At 60.0% G+C, this 19245-nt stretch carries 14 protein-coding genes; 11 read left to right on the top strand and 3 right to left on the bottom strand.

Translation table 11 applies throughout. From position 1 onward, the window contains the following. From cyoC to narI, 10 genes are all read left to right on the top strand, one after another. Positions 1 to 609 carry a cytochrome o ubiquinol oxidase subunit III gene (cyoC, locus tag C8K18_RS12070; RefSeq protein ID WP_006049429.1) on the top strand — a complete coding sequence of 203 codons (609 nt, stop codon included), beginning with the start codon at positions 1 to 3 and terminating at the stop codon, positions 607 to 609. Continuing rightward, positions 610 to 942 carry a cytochrome o ubiquinol oxidase subunit IV gene (cyoD, locus tag C8K18_RS12065; RefSeq protein ID WP_006049430.1) on the top strand — a complete coding sequence of 111 codons (333 nt, stop codon included), beginning with the start codon at positions 610 to 612 and terminating at the stop codon, positions 940 to 942. 19 nt (positions 943 to 961) lie between these two features. Beyond that, positions 962 to 2896, top strand: coding sequence for a type IV pili methyl-accepting chemotaxis transducer N-terminal domain-containing protein (locus tag C8K18_RS12060; protein ID WP_107707588.1), 1935 nt, complete (start codon positions 962 to 964; stop codon positions 2894 to 2896). Then, entirely contained in the window at positions 2893 to 3615 is a 723-nt protein-coding gene (locus C8K18_RS12055) for a response regulator (RefSeq protein WP_107707587.1), read from the top strand. The genes C8K18_RS12060 and C8K18_RS12055 overlap by 4 nt, the downstream gene beginning before the upstream one ends. A 170-nt stretch (positions 3616 to 3785) precedes the next feature. After that, the gene (locus C8K18_RS12050) at positions 3786 to 5108 is read left to right on the top strand and encodes a nitrate/nitrite transporter (RefSeq protein ID WP_107707586.1); all 1323 of its coding nucleotides are present in this window, start codon (positions 3786 to 3788) and stop codon (positions 5106 to 5108) included. Beyond that, entirely contained in the window at positions 5105 to 6544 is a 1440-nt protein-coding gene (locus tag C8K18_RS12045; protein WP_006049434.1) for a NarK family nitrate/nitrite MFS transporter, read from the top strand. The genes C8K18_RS12050 and C8K18_RS12045 overlap by 4 nt, the downstream gene beginning before the upstream one ends. 19 nt (positions 6545 to 6563) lie before the next feature. Then, complete coding sequence (locus C8K18_RS12040) at positions 6564 to 10346, top strand: nitrate reductase subunit alpha (RefSeq protein WP_107707585.1); 3783 nt, start codon at positions 6564 to 6566, stop codon at positions 10344 to 10346. Further along, complete coding sequence (gene narH / locus C8K18_RS12035) at positions 10343 to 11866, top strand: nitrate reductase subunit beta (protein WP_107707584.1); 1524 nt, start codon at positions 10343 to 10345, stop codon at positions 11864 to 11866. Before C8K18_RS12040 ends, narH begins: the two co-directional genes overlap by 4 nt. Next, positions 11863 to 12588 carry a nitrate reductase molybdenum cofactor assembly chaperone gene (gene narJ, locus C8K18_RS12030; RefSeq protein ID WP_107707583.1) on the top strand — a complete coding sequence of 242 codons (726 nt, stop codon included), beginning with the start codon at positions 11863 to 11865 and terminating at the stop codon, positions 12586 to 12588. The genes narH and narJ overlap by 4 nt, the downstream gene beginning before the upstream one ends. Then, on the top strand, positions 12585 to 13316 hold the full coding sequence (gene narI, locus C8K18_RS12025) for a respiratory nitrate reductase subunit gamma (RefSeq protein ID WP_107707582.1): 732 nt from the start codon (positions 12585 to 12587) through the stop codon (positions 13314 to 13316). The genes narJ and narI overlap by 4 nt, the downstream gene beginning before the upstream one ends. Before the next feature lie 50 nt (positions 13317 to 13366). Here narI and C8K18_RS12020 read toward each other — a convergent pair whose 3' ends face one another. Next, entirely contained in the window at positions 13367 to 14332 is a 966-nt protein-coding gene (locus C8K18_RS12020; RefSeq protein WP_216649150.1) for a hypothetical protein, read from the bottom strand. A 1082-nt stretch (positions 14333 to 15414) separates the two neighbouring features. On the opposite strand from C8K18_RS12020, the gene C8K18_RS12015 reads away from it, so the two are divergent. Beyond that, a complete protein-coding gene (locus C8K18_RS12015) occupies positions 15415 to 16746 on the top strand; it encodes a hypothetical protein (RefSeq protein WP_006052030.1) in 1332 nt (443 codons plus the stop codon). 70 nt (positions 16747 to 16816) lie between these two features. Here C8K18_RS12015 and C8K18_RS12010 read toward each other — a convergent pair whose 3' ends face one another. Next, the gene (locus tag C8K18_RS12010) at positions 16817 to 17779 is read right to left on the bottom strand and encodes an ATP-grasp fold amidoligase family protein (protein WP_107707581.1); all 963 of its coding nucleotides are present in this window, start codon (positions 17777 to 17779) and stop codon (positions 16817 to 16819) included. Positions 17780 to 17914: 135 nt separating this feature from the next. After that, positions 17915 to 18796, bottom strand: coding sequence for a GlxA family transcriptional regulator (locus C8K18_RS12005; RefSeq protein ID WP_006052032.1), 882 nt, complete (start codon positions 18794 to 18796; stop codon positions 17915 to 17917). Positions 18797 to 19245: the final 449 nt, after the last annotated feature.

The raw sequence follows: 19245 nt of genomic DNA, 5'->3' as shown, positions 1-19245 counted from the left end.
ATGTCGAACAATACACTCTCCGTTTCGCTCGATGGCGGACACGGCAATCACGGTTCATCGGACACGGTGTTCGGCTTCTGGCTTTATCTGATGACCGATTGCGTGCTGTTCGCGTCGCTCTTCGCGGTATTCGCCGTGATGTCGAATCAGTTCGCGGGCGGCCCATCGGGCAAGGATCTGTTCGACATCGGCGGCGTCGCGGTCGAGACCGCCGCGCTGCTGTTGAGCAGCATCACATACGGCTTCGCGATGCTTGCCGCGCGTCGCGGCAAATCCACTGCGGTACTCGCCTGGCTCGCGGTGACGTTCGTGCTCGGCCTCGCGTTTCTCGCTCTGGAAATGCGCGAGTTCTCGCATCTGATTGCCGAGGGCGCCGGACCGGCCCGCAGTGCGTTCCTGTCGGCGTTCTTCACACTGGTGGGCACGCACGGGTTGCACGTCACCGTGGGTCTCGTATGGATGGCAGTGCTCGCGGTGCAGATCGTACGCGGCCCGGGGTTGTCGGAGCGCCAGCTCACACGTCTCGCGTGTTTAAGTCTCTTCTGGCACTTCCTCGACATTGTGTGGATCTGCGTCTTTTCGTTCGTCTATCTGGGGAGCGTGCTGTAAATGGCTCACATGCAATCACTTTCAGCGGATCAAGGTCACGGCAGTCTGCGCGGTTATCTCGCCGGCTTCGTACTGTCGGTTGTGTTGACCGCGGCTGCTTTCTGGCTTGTCATGCACGGCGCTTTCCCGGCGCAGACCGCGATGATCGCGCTCTCCGTTCTCGCCTTCGTGCAGATTGTCGTGCATCTCGTGTTCTTTCTGCATATCGACATGTCGGCGGGGCAGCGCTGGAATGTCATGGCATTGGCCTATACGGCATTGGCTGCGCTGTTCCTGATCGGCGGGACGGTGTGGGTCATGCATAACGTCAGTATGAATATGATGTCCCGATAGGGTAGACGTCGGAAGCCTTGTGCGCCCCGTCTCTTCGTGGCCGCTCACCACCAAGCTTGCGGTCGTCGTCGCGACCTTGCTTGCGCTTGCGCTGGCATCCATCGGCGTGACGTTGTGGATCACGTTGCAACTGGACGGCGGCGCGGCCGCCATCAACGAAGCGGGCCGCATGCGCATGCAGACTTATCGCGCGGCGCTGATGTTGCGCGAAGCGCCCGAGCGCATCGACGCATTGGCTACGCAATTCGATAGGAGTCTCGAACTATTGCGCGTCGGCGATCCGGCGCGTCCGCTGTCGGTGCCTTGGAACGACGAAGCTCGCGCGCATTTTGCTAACGTGCAACGGCAGTGGCAGGCATTGCGGCCCATCTGGATCGATGCGGCGAAGGCGCGCGACGCGCCATCGTCCGCATCCACCGACATACTGCGCGAAGCGAACACCTTCGTCGAGATGATCGACGCGTTCGACACGTCGATAGAAGCGCAACTCGCGCGCTGGACGTCGATTCTCAACGTTGTGCAGATTGCGCTGCTCGTGCTGGCTATCGGCAGTGCATGGGCGCTGCTGTACATCGGCCATCTGCTTGTACTCGAACCCGTGTCGCGTTTGACCGGCGGCCTCGCTCGCATCGAGGAGGGCGATTTCTCGATGCGCGTGCAAGTCGCGTCGCACGACGAGTTCGGTCAGTTGTCGGCCGGCTTTAACCGCATGGCCCGCAATCTTCAGCAGTTTTATGCCGAGCTTGAACAAAAAGTCAGCGAGAAGACTGCAAGCCTCGAAACCGAGCGCGCGCGGCTTGCGGCGCTCTACGAGATCAGCGCGTTCGCCGCTGAGGCCAGCACGCTCGACGTATTGGCGCACGGTTTCGCGCGACGCATGCGGGGCATTGCCGGAGCCGATTCGGTCGCGATCCGCTGGTCCGACGAGGGCAACGAACGGTATCTGCTATTGGGAAGCGATGGCCTGCCGCGCTTCATGATCGAAGACGAGCAGTGCCTGACCTCGCGTAGCTGTCTATGCGGCGAGCCGCGCACCGAACCGGGCGCGCGCGTGATTCCGGTGCTCGCCGAAGGTGCGGCGATTCTCGGCCACTGCGCGCGCGCCGGTTACGCGACGCTCGTGTCCGTGCCGGTGATTTTGCATCAGCGTCCGCTCGGCGAAATCGATCTCTTCTTCAGCGACGAAATAGCGTTGTCCGCGCAAGACCGCGATCTGTTCGACGCGCTCTCGAGTCACCTTGCAACCGCAATGGAAAACCTGCGCGTCACGGCGCTCGAGCGCGAAGCGGCGGTCTCCGGCGAGCGCGCGTTGCTCGCGAGCGAACTGCACGACTCGATCGCGCAGTCGCTCGCCTTCCTCAAAATCCAGGTGCAATTGCTGCGCGATGCGTTGCCCGCGCATACGGATGCGTCGGTTGCACGAATCGTCGAAGAACTCGATGCAGGCGTGCGCGAAAGTACCGGCGACGTGCGCGAACTGCTGGTTCACTTTCGCACTCGCGGAAATGCAGAGGACATGGAGCCCGCATTACGAACGACGTTGCGCAAGTTCGAGCATCAAACGGGGCTGACCACGCATTTGTCGATGCAAGGTCATGGCTTGCCGCTCGACGCCGATGTCAAGGTGCAAGTGCTGCATGTGTTGCAGGAGGCGCTGTCGAACGTGCGCAAACATGCCCGCGCGCGTGAAGTGTGGCTTGAGGTGCAGCAGACTCCGGCGTGGAGCTTCGAGGTACGCGACGACGGTCAGGGCTTCGATGCCGCACGCGATACGCTCGGCGAGACGCATGTCGGCATGCGCATCATGCGCGAGCGGGCCGCGCGCATCGGCGCGCGGGTGGTGGTCGAATCGGTGCCGGGCGAGGGCACTTGTGTGACGTTGACGTTGCCGCAGCATCGCGGAGACACGTGTATGCGGACGAACCAACCGGTTTCCAAAGGCAGAACGATATGACTGCAATCCGCTTGCTCGTCGTCGACGATCACACGTTGTTCCGGCGTGGCCTGATCGCGCTGCTCGGCCAGGACGCGCGTTTTAGCGTGGCCGGCGAAGCTGCCGACGCAGGCGAAGCGCAACGCCGCACGAGCGAATTGCAACCCGACGTGATCCTGCTCGACAATCATCTGCCGGGCGTGAACGGCGTGGACGCACTGAACGATCTGCGCGAAGCAGCGCCTCACGCGCGCATTCTGATGCTCACTGTTAGCGAGGACGAGCGCGACCTCGGCGCCGCGTTGCGCTCGGGCGCGCGCGGCTACCTGCTGAAAACAGTGGATGCAGAGGCGCTCGCGGATTCGATCGTGCGTACCATGCGCGACGAGTCCGTCGTGAGCCCGGAGATGACGGGCAAGCTGGTGCAAGCCTATCGCGCGATGGCGAACGCAGGCGAGGGCGACGCCAGTTCAATCACCGATGATGATCCTGCAACGCTCAAGCCCGAAGCGCAACATGGCTCCGAGCCTGAGCCCGCGCTGTCGATACGCGAGCGGGAAATCCTCACCTACATCGCGCGCGGCGCGAGCAATAAGGAAATTGCTCGCGCGCTTGCCATTTCCGAAACGACGGTCAAGATCCACGTCCAGCATATTCTGCGCAAACTGAAGCTGACTTCGCGAGTGCAGGCCGCGGTGTATGCAACGGTCAATGCAATCGGTCGGCCTACGACTGCATAGCATCAACTCAACGCTATCAACTTCCACCCATAGTTCGAAAGAACTACGTCTTGCCTGATAGTAGTCAGTCCGCAGTAGTTCTTTTGCCGCGCTGAGACCCGCCATTCGAAGGATGTTCGCGAATGCGGTGAAAGTCCAAAGTCGATGTCATGAAAAGCGGAGTTCGTTTCATGACACAGACATCGACAGCAACCGGCGGCCCATCTCGCCGGCGCGCCTTGTCCGTGCTGATCGCCAGCACGCTCGCATTCACGGTGTGCTTCATGGTGTGGATGATGTTCGCCGTCGTGGGCATTCCGCTGCGCCGTTCGCTGCATCTGAACGAGACCGAGTTCGGCGTGCTCGCCGCATTGCCGGTGCTCACAGGTTCGCTGGTGCGCGTGCCGCTCGGCATCTGGACCGACCGTTATGGCGGTCGCATTGTCATGACCGCGTTGATGCTCGCCACGGCGCCCGCGATCTGGTTGATGAGCTATGTCACCGCCTATTGGCAGCTACTCGTGATCGGTCTCTTCGTCGGCCTTGCGGGCGGCTCGTTTTCGGTCGGCACGCCCTACGTGGCGCGCTGGTTTCCGCCAGAAAAGCGCGGCCTCGCGATGGGTGTTTTCGGCGCGGGCAATTCCGGCGCGGCGGTGAACAAGTTCGTTGCGCCCGCAATCGTCGTCGCATTCGGCTGGGCGATGGTCCCTCAGGTCTACGCGGTAATCATGCTGGTTACGGCTGTGGTGTTCTGGATTCTCAGCAGCAGCGACCCGTCGCATCTCGTCTCGGAGAAGGTGCGTTTCGTCGACCAGTTGCGCGCGTTGAAAGACCCGACGGTGCTCAAGTACTGCCAGTACTACAGCATCGTATTCGGCGGTTACGTCGCGCTGTCTCTGTGGATGGTGCAGTACTACGTCGGCGAATATGGTCTCGACCTTCGCGTAGCGGCGCTGCTCGCCGCGTGCTTCTCGCTGCCGGGCGGCGTGCTGCGCGCGGTGGGCGGCTGGCTCTCCGACCGTTATGGCGCGCACCGCGTGACGTGGTGGGTGATGTGGGTGAGCTGGGTGTGCCTGTTCCTGCTCAGCTATCCGCGCACGCATTTGATCATTACCACGGTGAACGGCGCTAAAGGCTTCGACATCGGCCTCAACGTGATCGGCTTCACGGTGCTGATGTTCGTACTCGGCATCGCATTCGCGTTCGGCAAGGCCAGCGTCTTCAAGTACATCGGCGACGAGTACCCGGACAACATCGGCACGATTTCCGGCATCGTCGGGCTCGCGGGCGGCCTGGGCGGCTTTCTGCTACCGATTCTCTTCGGCCTGCTGGTCGACTTCACCGGCATTCGTTCGAGTGCCTTCATGCTGCTTTACGGCGTGGTGTGGGTCTCGCTCATCTGGATGTACTTCACCGAAGTTCGCACGAAAGACGTACTCGCGGCAACGCCGCGCGCCTCGTCGGAACAGCCGGTGCGAACTGTCGGCTCTCAACCTGCGGAAACGGAATCATGAATATCTCGACAGCACGCGCGCGGGCCGGCCGCACGCTGAAGATCTGGACACCCGAAGATAAAGCATTCTGGCGGCGCGAAGGCGAGGCCGTCGCGAAGCTCAATCTATGGATCTCGGTGCCGGCGCTCTTTTTCGCCTTCGTCATCTGGCAAATGTGGAGCGTGGTGGCGGTGAGCTTGCCGTCGCTTGGATTTAATTATTCGACCAATCAACTGTTCTGGCTCGCGGCCGCGCCCGCATTGTCCGGCGCGACGTTGCGCATCTTCTATTCGTTCATGGTGCCGATATTCGGCGGGCGGCGCTGGACCACGATCTCCACCGCGTCGCTGTTGATTCCCGCAATCGGTATCGGCTTCGCCGTGCAGGACAACACGACAAGCTATCCGACGATGCTGCTCCTCGCGCTGTTATGCGGCCTCGGCGGCGCCAACTTCAGTTCGAGCATGGCCAACATCAGTTTCTTTTTCCCGAAGGAACGCAAAGGTTCTGCGCTCGGCGTGAATGGCGGGCTTGGCAATCTCGGCGTGTCGGCGGTGCAGTTTCTGTCGCCGCTCGTCGTCACTGCGGGCATGCTCGGCATCTTCGGCGGCGAGCCGCAGACGCTCGTCAAGGCCGGGCACACGTCGCAAGTGTGGATGCAGAACGCGGCTTTCATCTGGGTGCCGTGTATCGTCATTTCAACGCTCGCAGCATGGTTCGGAATGAACGATCTCGCCGATGTGAAGGCGTCGTTCGCTGCGCAGGCAACTATCTTTAGGAGCCGTCATAACTGGCTGATGTGCACGCTGTATCTCGGCACCTTCGGCTCGTTTATCGGCTATGCAGCCGGCTTTCCATTGCTTATCAAGAGCCAGTTTCCCGGCGTGAATCCGCTGACGTATGCATGGCTTGGGCCGTTCGTCGGTGCACTCATCAGGCCGTTCGGCGGATGGCTCGCGGACCGGCTCGGCGGCGCGCGCGTGACGCTGTGGAATTTCGTCGTGATGGCGCTCGCGGTCGTCGGCGTTCTGTACTTTCTGCCAAAGACGGGCGGCTCGTCGTTCTCGCTCGCCTGGGGTCCGCGCGATGGCAGCTTCACAGGCTTCTTTGCGATGTTCCTGCTGCTCTTTCTCACGACCGGCATCGGAAACGGTTCGACGTTCCGCATGATTCCGGTGATCTTTTCGAATCTGCGCCTGTGTGGCGTGCCCGCGGGCGATGCAAATGCGCTCGCCGATGCGACACGTGAAGGCAGTACCGAAGGCGCGGCCGCAATTGGTTTTGCAGGCGCAATCGGCGCGTACGGCGGGTTCTTTATTCCGAAGAGTTATGGAAGTTCCATTCTGATGACCGGCGGCCCGGAACTCGCGTTGTACTGCTTCGTTGTTTTCTATTTGCTGTGTATTGGGCTTACGTGGTGGTTCTACGCGCGGCGCAATGCGGGCATGCCGTGTTAATCGAAAACGGACCTACACAATGAGCCACTTTCTCGACAGACTTAAATACTTCTCGCAGCGCAAGCAACGCTTCGCGCAAGGCCACGGCGTGACGACCGGAGAGGACCGCACGTGGGAAGACGCGTACCGCGCACGCTGGCAGCACGATAAGGTGGTGCGCTCGACACATGGCGTAAATTGCACAGGCTCATGCTCGTGGAAGATTCACGTGAAAGGCGGCATCGTCGCGTGGGAAACGCAGCAGACCGATTATCCGCGTACGCGCGCCGAGCTGCCGAATCACGAGCCGCGCGGCTGCGCGCGCGGTGCGAGCTATAGCTGGTATCTGTATAGCGCGAACCGCGTCAAGTATCCGCTCGTGCGAGCGCGGCTGCTCAAGCATTGGCGCGCCGCGCGTGCGGTGGCGATGAGTGCCGTCGATGCATGGGCGGCGGTGGTGGAGAACGACGCGCAACGTCGCGACTATCAGCGTCAACGCGGCCTCGGTGGGTTTGTGCGTGCTAGCTGGGACGAAGTGAATGAGATCGTCGCCGCGGCCAACGTCTACACGATCAAAAAGCATGGGCCGGATCGCATCATTGGCTTCTCGCCCATTCCGGCGATGTCGATGGTCAGCTATGCAGCGGGCAGCCGCTATCTGAGTCTGATCGGCGGCGTCTGCATGAGTTTCTACGACTGGTATTGCGATCTGCCGCCCTCGAGTCCGCAAACGTGGGGCGAGCAGACCGACGTGCCGGAATCGGCTGACTGGTACAACTCGAGTTACATCATTGCGTGGGGCTCGAACGTGCCGCAGACGCGCACGCCCGACGCGCATTTCTTCACCGAGGTTCGTTATCGCGGCACGAAGACCGTCGCGGTCACGCCCGACTATGCGGAAGTCAGCAAACTGGCGGACCTGTGGATGCACCCGCGCCAGGGCACCGACGCCGCGCTCGCGATGGCGATGGGCCACGTAATTCTGCGCGAGTTCTATTTCGAGCGGCGCAGCGCGTACTTCGACGACTATGCGCGCCGCTATACCGACCTACCGTTGCTCGTGCAACTAAAAGAGAAGACGCTGGCCGATGGCCGCCGCATCATGGTGCCGGACCGCTATCTCCGCGCCGACGATTTCAACGGCATGCTCGGCCAGGACAATAACCCGGAGTGGAAGACGGTCGCGTTCAACGTCGACGGCAAGCTCGTGTTGCCGAATGGTTCGATTGGCTTTCGCTGGGGCGCGGAAGGCCGCGGCGACGCAGGGCGCTGGAATCTCGAAGCAAAAGAAGCGCGGCATGGCGCAGAAGTGAAGCTGAAGCTCTCCGTCGCGGAAGACGGCGCGCAAGCGAATGAGATCGTCACGGTCGGCTTTCCGTACTTCGGCGGCATCGACACGCCGCATTTCACCGCAAGCAAACAGGCCGATGTACTCGCGCGCGAGGTGCCGGTCGCGCGCATTGCACTCGGCAAGAACGGCGAGCGCCGCGAAGTACTCGTCGCCACCGTGTTCGATCTGTTGGCCGCTAACTACGGCGTGGATCGCGGCTTCGGCGGCGCGCGCGATTACAACGACGACGTGCCGTATACGCCTGCGTGGCAGGAGCGCATAACCGGCGTGCCGCGCGAGCAGGCCATTTTAGTGGCGCGCGAATTTGCGGACAATGCGGACCGGACGCGGGGCAAGTCGATGGTGATTATCGGCGCCGCAATGAATCACTGGTATCACAGCGACATGAATTATCGCGGCGTGATCAACATGCTGATGCTGTGCGGCTGCATCGGTCAAAGCGGCGGCGGCTGGGCGCACTACGTAGGTCAAGAGAAGCTGCGTCCGCAAACGGGCTGGACGCCGCTCGCTTTTGCACTCGACTGGATTCGGCCGCCGCGGCAGATGAATTCCACCAGCTTCTTCTACGCGCATACGGATCAATGGCGCTATGAAAAACTCGGCGTCGAAGAAATTCGTTCGCCCCTCGCGGATCGCGCGCACGACGGCGGCTCGTTAATCGACTATAACGTGCGCGCCGAACGCATGGGCTGGTTGCCGTCGGCGCCGCAATTGCAGACCAATCCATTGCAGGTGGCGCGCGACGCACAGGCAGCAGGCATCGATGCAAAAGCCTATGTCGCGCGAAGGCTGAAAGACGGCACGCTGAAGATGAGTTGCGAGGACCCGGATCATCCGGACAACTGGCCGCGCAACATGTTCGTGTGGCGTTCCAATTTGCTTGGCTCGTCGGGCAAGGGGCACGAGTACTTCCTCAAGCATCTGCTCGGCACGACTCACGGCGTGCAAGGCCGCGATCTCGGCGACGACGATGCAAAGCCGCGCGAAGTCACATGGCACGACACGGCGCCGGAAGGCAAACTCGATCTGCTCGTCACCCTCGACTTCCGGATGAGCACGACGTGTCTCTATTCGGACATCGTGCTGCCGACCGCGACGTGGTACGAAAAGAACGATCTGAATACGAGCGACATGCATCCGTTCATTCATCCGCTGTCGAGCGCAGTCGATCCGGCATGGCAGGCGCGCAGCGACTGGGAGATCTATAAAGGCTTTGCAAAGGCTTTTAGCGAAGTCTGCATCGGTCATCTCGGCGTCGAGAAAGAAGTCGTGCTCACGCCGCTAATGCACGACACGCCCGCCGAACTCGCGCAACCGTACGATGTGCGCGACTGGAAACGCGGCGAGTGTGAACTCGTACCCGGCAAGACCGCGCCGCAGGTGAGCGTGGTCGAACGCGATTATCCGAACGTATACCGCCGCTTCACGGCTCTTGGCCCGCTGATGGACAAGCTCGGCAACGGCGGCAAGGGCATTGCGTGGCAGACCGGCACGGAGACCGCGCAACTCGCCGGACTGAACGGCACCGTCAATGAAGAAGGCGCGACGCGCGGACTCGTGAAGATCGACAGCGATATTGACGCATGCGAAGTCGTGCTGATGCTTGCGCCCGAAACGAACGGCCACGTCGCGGTAAAAGCGTGGGACGCGCTTTCGAAAATCACGGGCCGCCATCATGCGCATCTCGCGCTGCATCGCGAGGACGAGAAGATTCGTTATCGCGATGTTCAGGCGCAGCCGCGCAAGATCATTTCTTCGCCAACGTGGAGCGGTGTGGAAAGCGAGAAAGTGTCGTACACGGCCGGCTATACCAACGTGCATGAACTGATTCCGTGGCGCACGCTGACGGGCCGCCAGCAGTTCTATCAGGATCATCCGTGGATGCGCGAATTCGGCGAGAGCTTCGTGAGTTATCGTCCGCCGGTCGACCTGAAAGCCGCGTCGCCGATGCATGGCCACAAGCCGAACGGGCACACGGAGATCGCGCTCAATTTCATTACACCGCATCAGAAATGGGGCATTCACAGCACGTATGCCGACAACCTTCTCATGCTCACGCTCAATCGCGGCGGCCCGGTGATCTGGCTCAGCGAAGACGACGCGAAAAGGGCCGGCATCGAAGATAACGACTGGGTTGAACTGTTCAACATCAATGGCGCGATTGCCGCGCGTGCGGTAGTGAGTCAACGCGTGAATCCCGGCATGGTGATGATGTATCACGCGCAGGAGAAGATCGTGAATGTACCCGGTTCTGAAATAACCGGAACACGCGGCGGCATTCACAACTCGGTCACGCGCATTGTACTCAAGCCCACGCATATGATCGGCGGCTATGCGCAGCTCAGCTACGGCTTTAACTACTACGGGACCATCGGCACGAATCGCGACGAATTCGCTGTCGTGCGCAAGATGGCAAAAGTCGACTGGCTCGACGACGAACCGGTTATCGCGACACACGGAGATCGCACATGAAAATTCGCGCACAGATCGGCATGGTGCTCAACCTCGACAAGTGCATCGGCTGCCATACGTGTTCGGTGACGTGCAAGAACGTCTGGACGAGCCGCGAGGGCGTCGAATACGCGTGGTTCAATAACGTGGAAACGAAGCCGGGCATTGGCTACCCGAAGCAGTGGGAGAACCAGGATAAATGGAACGGCGGCTGGAAACGCAATGCGGACGGCTCGATCGAACCGCGCCAGGGCAGCCGGCTCAAGGTGCTGTCGCGGCTCTTTGCGAATCCGAATCTGCCGCAAATCGACGACTATTACGAGCCGTTCACGTTCGACTACGAGCACTTGCAGTCCGCGCCGGAAAGCAAGGCGCCGCCTGTCGCGCGACCGCGCAGCCTGCTGACAGGCAAGCGGATGCAAAAGATCGAGTGGGGGCCGAACTGGGAGGAGATTCTCGGCGGCGAGTTCGAGAAGCGCAGTAAGGACAAGAACTTTGACGACGTGCAGAAGGACATCTACGGTCAGTTCGAGAACACCTTCATGATGTACTTGCCGCGCTTGTGCGAGCATTGCCTGAATCCGGCGTGCGTCGCGAGTTGTCCTTCGGGATCAATTTATAAGCGCGAAGAAGACGGCATTGTATTGATCGACCAGGACAAATGCCGCGGATGGCGCATGTGCGTGTCGGGATGTCCGTATAAGAAGATCTATTACAACTGGAAGTCCGGCAAGGCGGAGAAGTGCATCTTCTGCTATCCGCGAATTGAAAGCGGTCAGCCAACGGTGTGTTCGGAAACCTGCGTCGGGCGCATTCGTTATCTCGGCGTGCTGTTATACGACGCGGACGAAATTGAAAAGGCGGCGTCGGTAGAACATGAGACTGACCTGTATCAGGCGCAACTCGACGTGTTTCTCGATCCACACGATCCGCGCGTAATTGCTCAGGCGCGCGCCGACGGCATTCCCGACGCATGGCTCGAAGCGGCGAAGAAGAGCCCCGTCTACAAGATGGCGATGGAGTGGAAAGTCGCGTTGCCCTTGCACCCGGAGTACCGCACGCTGCCGATGGTCTGGTACGTGCCGCCACTGTCGCCGATCACCACCGCGGCAAGCGAAGGACATATAAGCGCGAACGGCGAAATACCCGACGTCACGCAGCTGCGTATTCCGGTCAAATACCTTGCCAATCTGCTGACTGCTGGAGACGAAGCGCCGGTTATCCGCGCACTCGAACGAATGCTGGCAATGCGCACGTATCAGCGCGGCAAGCATGTCGACGGCTGCGAGAATCCGGCCGTGCTCGAGCAGGTCGGCTTGACCCGCGACGAAGTGGAAGACATGTACCGCGTCATGGCGCTCGCAAGTTATGAGGACCGCTTTATGGTGCCGGGCACGCATCGTGAATACGCGGAGAACCTTTATGACCTGAAGGGTAGTTGCGGCTTCTCATTCGGCAGCGGATGTTCGGATGACGTGGGCGAGACAAGCCTGTTCGGCGGCAAGAAGAGACGCACCATTCCGATCAGGGAGCAGGTATGAAACAGGCCGACATGAATAGTGACGCTCATCATGTGGCCGCTCGCGTGCTGGCGGCGTTACTGAACTATCCCGACGCCGAGCTGCGCGCGGCTTTGCCGGATCTGCGCGTTGCGCTGCAGTCATCAGAGCGGGCGCTTTCCGACGAGTGCCGTGAAGCCGTCGTCGCGCTGATCGACACTCTGCAAGACGCCGACGCGCTGGACGCCGAAGCGCTATATGTCGACACATTCGATCGCGGACGCCGAACGTCGCTTCATCTATTCGAACATGTGCACGGAGATTCGCGCGAGCGCGGTCCCGCGCTGATCGATCTGCAACAAACGTACACACAACAAGGCATGTTTCTCACCGCCGATGAATTGCCGGATTACCTGCCGGTCGTTCTCGAATTCGCCGCGATGCAGGCGCAGCATACGGCGCGCGAGTTCCTGGCCGAGATGGCGCATCTGTTGCAATCGATTCATGCGGCGCTCGTGTGTCAGCACAGTCCCTATGCCGCAGCGGTGGCGGCGACGCTGGATCTCGCGGGCGAGCCGGTGCAGCCGCCCGATGCCGTTGCGCGAGCGCCTGCCGAACCTGCGATCGATGACGAATGGCGCGAGCCCGACGCATTTGGCGGATGCTCGCCAAGCGGTTCGCATTACGCGCCCGATGTTCGGATCATTCAGTTCGTTCGGCGCGACGCCACTTCTTTCGCTGTGCGCAAGGAAGGCTTGCTATGACTGCTATCGACACGCTTCTCTTCGGCATCTATCCCTATGTCTGCCTTACGGTGTTTCTTGTCGGCAGCCTGCTGCGGTACGACCGCGACCAGTACACGTGGAAAAGCGATTCGTCGCAGCTACTGCGCTCCGGCACGCTGCGTTGCGGCAGTAATCTGTTTCATATCGGCGTGCTGTTCCTGCTATTCGGGCACTTCTTCGGCATGTTGACGCCGCACTTCGTGTACGAGCCGTTCATCAGCGCGGGCACGAAGCAGATCGTCGCGATGGTCTCCGGCGGAATTGCCGGCCTGCTCGCGCTGATCGGCGTGACGCTGTTGTTGCGCCGGCGTCTCGGCGATCCGCGTATTCGCGCGACGTCGAAGACCAGCGACATTGTTCTGCTTGTGTTGTTGTGGGTGCAACTGATTTTGGGGCTCGGCACGATTCCGTTGTCCGCGCAACATCTTGATGGCAGTACGATGCTCAGGCTCGCCGGCTGGGCGCAGCACATCGTGACGTTCAGGTCAGGCGCGGTGCAACTGCTCGACGGCGTGAGCTGGGTTTTCAAGGCGCATATGGTGCTCGGCATGACGGTGTTTCTGATCTTCCCGTTCACGCGGCTGGTGCATGTATGGAGCGGCTTTGCTTCGCTCGCGTATGCGTTGCGGCCGTGGCAGTTAGTTCGCGATCGACGGATGAATCTGCGGGCGGGCCGGCAGGTGCCGCAGCAGCAACGCCGCGGCTAGCAGCGGATGTCGCTTACGTTCGCGCGTGCTCGGTGCCCGATGGCGCGAGATCAAAACCGCACACCGATGCCGCCCTCGATCAAATCCGTATCGCGGTTATAGCGGGTGACCACGCGATTCCACGTCACGCGGGCGAGCCAGCGCGAGCCGAAGCGATAGCTCGCCGACACGGCGAAGAGCGCGGAAACGCGGCCGTCGCCCGTGCGGTCTTGCGGAAGGTTGTCGGTCTGCGTGATCGCAACATAAGGACCGACGCCCGCCGATAACGTGAGGCTGTCGCCGAAGAATGCGCGCGTTGCCCACAACTGCACGGCGACGCCGTCGCGCCGCGATTGAATGTGGCCGCCTTCGTGCAGATATGACGCGCTCACGTCGACATAGCGCCATAAGCCGCGCCGGTATTCAAGGCTTCCCGCACTCGCCGATTCTGACTCGTTGCTGTTGAGGATCGTTTTGCCGAACATGACTGTTAGCTCGTTGCTCGTCACGTTCGAGCTTCGCGGTACGGGTCGCTCGCGCGGGCCCGGCTCGCCGGACGCCTCGAGTTGATAACCGACGCCGAATAGCAGCGCGGTCGTGTTCGGACCGCCGAACGCATGTACATGATTCAGTTGGGCGAGGGCAATCCAGCGTCGGTCGAAATAATAGGCGGCGCGCAGGCTAGCCAATACGCCCCAGCCGTGGGTGTTCGAATAATCGCCGCCGGCGCTTGCCGCGGTGGTGTCGAAGTACCGGTATGGCCCGGCGCCCGCCGACAATTCGAGGCGATCGTTCCATAGCGGCATACGTCCCCAGGCTTGCAGCGCCTGTCCGTCACGATGATGGTTGGGCAGATGCCCTTCGTTGAGCCAGGAAAAGCTCCACGCTGCGTAGCGCCCCAAACCTTCGCGATACGTCGCGCTCCACGAGTAGGTATTCGAGCCTGCACTAAAAAGGGGACCCGCCAGTAGCGAGAACTCCTGCGCCTGTGCGCAAGAAGAAAAGCCGGCGAGAGCGCCGAATAGAAGCGCCGACAGAGGCGCAAGAGCATGTTTGCAGGATCGATTCGCGGACACTATCCGATAGTCACCAGAGTATGTACAACGAAGGTAGTGTGCAGATAGCCGCGGCGCAAGAGAAACAAGGGTCGGTGTGAGGGGATTAGCGCACGGCACTCAACACTATAGCGGCGCGATCGGCGCGTACGTGTGTTGACGCACTAAACGCAGTTGTCGTGTTCTTGATGCGGTGTCCCGGTCTGCTAATGGTCGAATAGCCATTAATGCACGCTGTCAGGTGTTTATATCTCTATTGGCGAGGGATGTTTTAATCTCGCTTGGTGAAACCCTTGCTGGTTGCCCGGTTTGCGAACGCTGGGTTGTTTTTTGTCCGTTGCCGACGACTCGCTCCCCGCTTGAACGCGCTCGAATAGCGTTAACCACGAGAAAGGAAATTTCGTCGGACGATTGAATGCGGAAAATTCCATCCGTCGCTGCGTAGGCGGCGTGCGTTGTTAGATCGGCTTTCGTCTGATGATGGTTAATTTTTCCTATGGCGTGCACCACTTCTGCGCTAGAAAGAAAGTCTTACTGCAAGCTCATGGAAAAGAGAACAATTGTCCTAGGGTCGGATGCACTAACGCGCTGTCCATCTAATCTTCCGATCATCATCTGAAAGCAGGAATTTTTGCGTTACGCGAAGTTCTCGGAAAGATTCCTGCTTTTTGCCCCAAAAGCACCGATTTCCGTGTGACCTGTCCAGCATTACCGGGTACGATTTACCCCGGTCGCGACGGAAAAGCGAACAACTTTCCGAGCGAGTGACCGGTAACAGCTGTCTCGCAGGTGGCGTTTCCAGGTGGTCCATTAACGAATCGCGGCGTCAAGCGCATCGCGACGGGCGGAGCTTTTTCTACCGCCAACCGATTTATTCCACGTTGTCTCCGGCAATGTGACCGCACTTATGCAAAGTGCCGACGGCGCAGCATGCAATTGTGCATAGATAAGCACAACGAATTAATAACAATTGTTTTTTTGAATAAACGCAGGTTCTACCGAACTTCACAAACTCATCTTTTGATTTTTTATCGAGAACTTTCTCGACAGTGGGAAAAACAAACATGGTGAAACGACGACAATTCCTCGGCGGCTTGACGGCCCTTGCCGGCAGCTATCTTCTCAGCGCGTGCGGCGGCGGTGGCTCCGGCGACGGCAGCACGGGTTCAACAGCAAAGGCCTCCGCGAGTCCAATGGCGAAAGTCTCGGCCGCGAACGCCTCGGCAAACGGTACGGTGATGCCGGGAGCCGCTTCGATCATTGACGGTTACGGCGACGTGTGGACGCTCGTCAACGGCGTGATTTACCGCAACGGCTCGACGGTCGGCAATACGTATAGCGTGTCGCTCGTGCTCTGGTATGGCGGCAAGATATGGCATTGCGGCACCGGCGGTCAGTTCTATGTGAACGCGGATGATGTGCCCGAAAAATGGCTGCATTGCAGCGACCCGCGTATCGACGTGGCGCCCGTTCCGGGCAGCTTCTACGGTATGAACGGACACGCTGACTACACGTATACGCCGGAACAGGTCGTGTCGATTCTGAAGGGAATGAATTGCACGAGCTATCGCGTTGGCGTGACCGACGATCCGAAAGATCTGAATGCGGTCGTCAAGCTTGCGCAAGCGTTTCAGTCGGCGGGACTTACGCTGCTCGTGCTGATCGACCAGGGCGTGTATGAATCGGGCGGCCTGATGGGCAGCGAATCCGTTGCCTACAATCGCGGTTATTCGGTCGGCGCAACCGTCGCAAACGCGTTGAAGCCGTATGGCGTGACGATTTACGAGTGCGGCAACGAGTTGACGCGACAAGACGCAACCGTGGTGGACTTCACGTACGCGGGTTCGAAGGCGAGCGACTTCAACAACCAGAACTGGCCCATCATGCGCGGTGTCATGCGCGGAATGATCGACGGCGTGAAGTCGGCGCAGCCGTCCGCGAAGTGCGGGATCAATTTCTGCGTGGCGGACGTGGGCGCCTCGGATGCACTATGGGAAGGCCGGCAGCCGGACGGCAGCGGGGGCCATCCGACGGTGCGTTGGGACGTCACGACGTGGCACAACTATGAAGTATACGGCGACCTGTTCAACGTCGGCACCGACGGTGCGGGACCGGGCTTCGACTTGGCCACGTATTGCAAGGCCCGTTACGGCGTGCCGCTGATTGTCACCGAGTGGAACACCGGGCCGGAGAAGTCGGAGAGCTATCGCGGGACTTACATCTCGGACAGACTCGCCGCGTTCTACAATGCCCGAAAGACCCACAACATCCAGTCGGTCATGTACTACGTTCTGGATAGCGGAAACAACACGTACGGCATAATGGTCGACGGTAAGGCAATCGACGCACCGTACAACGCGTTCACCAGCTTCACGTCCGGCCACGCGGACACCTGAACGACGTCTAAAGATGCTGTTGCAATGAACCTGGTTCTCGCCTCGCTCGTGGGGCGAGGCCAGGTTTATATCAGCGGCAGAAGCTCTGCGGCACCAGTTTCCCCCACTCGTAGTCGATCTTGTCTGGCGTAAAAGGCAGAACGCCCGCGCCCGGAGTGAAAGTTAGCTCCCCGAAATAAACGCGGTTATCCGGCGCGTATAGATCGACGCGAACGTAGTCGAAGTCTTCGCATAGTCTCGTGGCCGCGTGCAGAATGGCCTCGAGATTCTCGGGGCGCGGCGCCGGTATCGGGCTGCGTTTGTAGTAGCCAATGGCTATGTCAAGATGATTCCAGTCGACGTCATAGACGTCGCCCCGCGTATTCCCGCCAAATCTGTCCGAAATCACCAGAATATAGATAATCGGGCGTCCGCTTCTTCCGCCAAAGCAGTGCAGTTTGTAGTCGGCAGGAATCTTGCCGCTCTCGTCGAGCAGCAGTTGCTCAAAGAAGATGCGTGGCTTGATCTGCCGATAGTGTCTTTCGCGCGCGATCTTGTAGAAATCGAGCGACAGCCAGTAGTTCGCGAGATCCCGCAGTTTCTCGAACGATGTTGCCGACTTATCCCTGACCACCTCGACGTAACTGCTGCCGTGGTTGGCCTTCATGACGAACGCATTAGGCAGCGCGTCGAATACTTCTTTCGTGAAGACGTCGGGCGTAGCCAGTAACGGTATGACGTGCTGTTCGCCGATTTTCCTCGCAACATACTCGCGGACCGTCAGCTTGTCGGTCAGCTCGACGAACCACGGGTCGGGCCGCAGGCTTTTCTGCAGGATCTTTTCGTTGAACGTAGTGGGGCGCAGCAGGTTCGGATAGCGGCCAATTTCCTTGTGATGCAGCAGGCTCAGAAATATCGGTGCCGGCAGCATCGACTTGGCCGCTTCTTTTAGCCTTCTGGCCGGAGATTCCTTGCGCGGCGCCAAGTGGTGGCTCGCGGCGTCCTCCGGCATATCGGCCTGGTTGGAGAACTGTACAGACTTCGTTGTTGTCATTGTCCGGTCCCTTTTGAATAGCGGCTCGACGCTCAATCGGCGTGCGTAGCCGGCCAGGGCCAGCGGGGACGGCGCGCTATCGCTCTATATATGAGTGGCGCGGCTCCCGCTCACACTGGCATTAGCCGTCAATCGTCAATCGTCGATCGCCACGCATCGTTCCGCGACTTCCAGGCGCTGCTGCGCGCGGAATTGCGTGGGAGACATTCCATAGCGTTCCTTGAAAAGGCGGCCGAGACGATTGCCGTCGCCCATTCCACAACGCCGCGCGATCTTGTCGACGGGCAGATCGGTATTGCGCAGCATTGCGCGGACGACTTCGAAGCGTGTGCGCAGCAAGTACTCGAGGGGCGTCATGCCGAACTCGAACTTGAACCGGCGCTGATAGTTGCGCTTGCTCATTGCCGCGCACTCCGCGGCTTTCGCGACGGAAATAGGATTGCTGTAGTTCTCCTTGATCCACCGCGCCGACTCGCGGATCTTCTCCGTTGTCGTCGTAATGCTCGCATCGTCCAGTTCGAATTTGTCCGACTCGACGTAGGTGGTTTGCAGCGTGTCGGCGATCTTCCGCGCGACTTCGGTACTCAGGTCGCGTTCGATTTGCGCGAGCGCAAGATCGGTCGGCGTCGCACTGTTGGGGCGGGTCGTGGTCGGCGCATCGTCGAACAGGAAGATCGGCACGGTGGAATGCAACGGGTCCTTGCAAATGACCACCAGGTTCGCGCCTTGCTGAATATCGAACGACGCAATAGAGCCTTGGCGCGCTATCCATGAGAGCAGGCGGTCATTCGACTCCAGTGCCCGCGCAGCGTCGCGGCACGCGACAAACAATGCATGGAAGTCACCGAGCCGATTGCGCTCGATGCTTTGGGTCCAGATCGAAATGCCGGAGGAACTGGTCACGAGCCCGCCGCTTTCAGAAAGTACTGAAAGACGATAGGGTGAGTCGTCGGTCGCGCCTTCAGACAATTCGTTTGCGAGCCGGAACGCGTCGCCGATTGCTCCAGCAGTCGCCATCGAGCATTCCTGCGACACCAGTAGTCCAATGTGCTTTGCAGGTTTCCGTGTCGCCACTCTTGGGCCGCTGCGGTGCGTATCAAGATACGACGAAAGAAAGTCGGTGGAAGTTGTCACGCTTAGTTCTCCAAACAGGGTGAATCACTGTCTACGTGACGAGATTAACGTACTCAAATCACCCTTGCGAACCTGGCCGGTAATCGATGGTGTTTTGGCGCAATAGTGATGATTGGGGAAATTGTTACCTTGCCTGGCTAAATAAAGCCATACAAAAGGCAGTGAAAAGCAGCAAGATTTGCTTCGCATAATCCAGAAGCCGCTAATAAGGGTCGCAGTGCTCTTTCGCCCGAGAAGCCCGTCCGACAAGGCCGCTGGGGGCGCAACGTGCATTGAATGCCGCGATCAACCCTCCGAAGTGTCACTAAATGTTAGTGACAGAAAATTGGCTA

The sequence above is a fragment of the Paraburkholderia sp. GV068 genome (genome assembly GCF_003058125.1).
GTDB classification, from domain to species: Bacteria; Pseudomonadota; Gammaproteobacteria; order Burkholderiales; family Burkholderiaceae; genus Paraburkholderia; species Paraburkholderia graminis.
Note: the sequence above shows the minus strand (reverse complement) of the source record. Positions and strands in the feature narration are given on the sequence as shown.